At 68.2% G+C, this 964-nt stretch carries 1 protein-coding gene; it reads right to left on the bottom strand.

Annotated elements, in window-relative coordinates; genetic code table 11:
* On the bottom strand, positions 1-937 hold a 937-nt coding region (locus AC1D15_RS34420; protein ID WP_477829601.1), incomplete at its 3' end, for a 2-isopropylmalate synthase.
* Positions 938-964: the final 27 nt, after the last annotated feature.

Here is a 964-nt window from a genome sequence, read left to right as displayed (position 1 = left end):
GCTCGACACAGCGGCGCACCTCGTCGATGTCCGAGAAATCGAGGCCCGGGTCGATGCCCTGCGTGTACAGGTTCAGCGCGATGTTGACGAGGTCGACATTGCCGGTGCGTTCGCCGTTGCCGAACAGGCAGCCTTCGATGCGGTCGGCGCCGGCCATCAGGGCGAGCTCGCCGGTCGCGGTGCCGGTGCCGCGGTCGTTGTGCGGATGCACCGACAGCACGATCGCATCGCGCCGCTCGAGGTGGCGGTGCATCCACTCGATCATGTCGGCGAACACGTTCGGCGTGCAGCGCTCGATGGTGGTCGGCAGGTTGACGATGCACGGGCGCTGCGGCGTGGGCTGCCACACGGCGGTCACCGCGTCGACGACGCGCTTGGCGAACGGCAGCTCGGTGTCGGAGAAGGTCTCGGGCGAGTACTCGAAGTGCCAGTCGGTGCCGGGCTGCGCCGCGGCGCACTCGTTGAAGATGCGCGCATGGCTGGACGCCAGCTCGACGACGCCGTCTTCGTCGAGGCCGAGCACCACGCGGCGCATGCCCGGGGCCGTCGCGTTGTAGAGGTGCACGATGGCGCGGCGCGCGCCCTGCAGCGATTCGAAGGTGCGGCGGATCAGCGGCTCGCGGGCCGGCGTCAGCACCTGGATCGTCACGTCGTCCGGGATGCAGTCCTGCTCGATCAGCAACCTCACGAAATCGAAATCCGTCTGCGAGGCCGACGGAAACCCGACCTCGATCTCCTTGAAGCCGATGCGCAGCAGCATCTCGAACATGCGCAGCTTGCGCTGCGCGTCCATCGGCTCGATCAGCGCCTGGTTGCCGTCGCGCAGGTCGGTGCTGAGCCAGATCGGTGCGTGCGTCAGCACGGCATCCGGCCAGCGGCGGTCGGGCAAGGCGACGGGTTTGAATGCGCGGTACTTGGTGTGCGGCTGCTTCAGCATGGCGATCCCTCGAGAGTCGTGTGGGGC

Source organism: Rhizobacter sp. P2_H2, from assembly GCF_056403375.1.
This window is presented reverse-complemented; position numbering and strand designations above follow the sequence as displayed.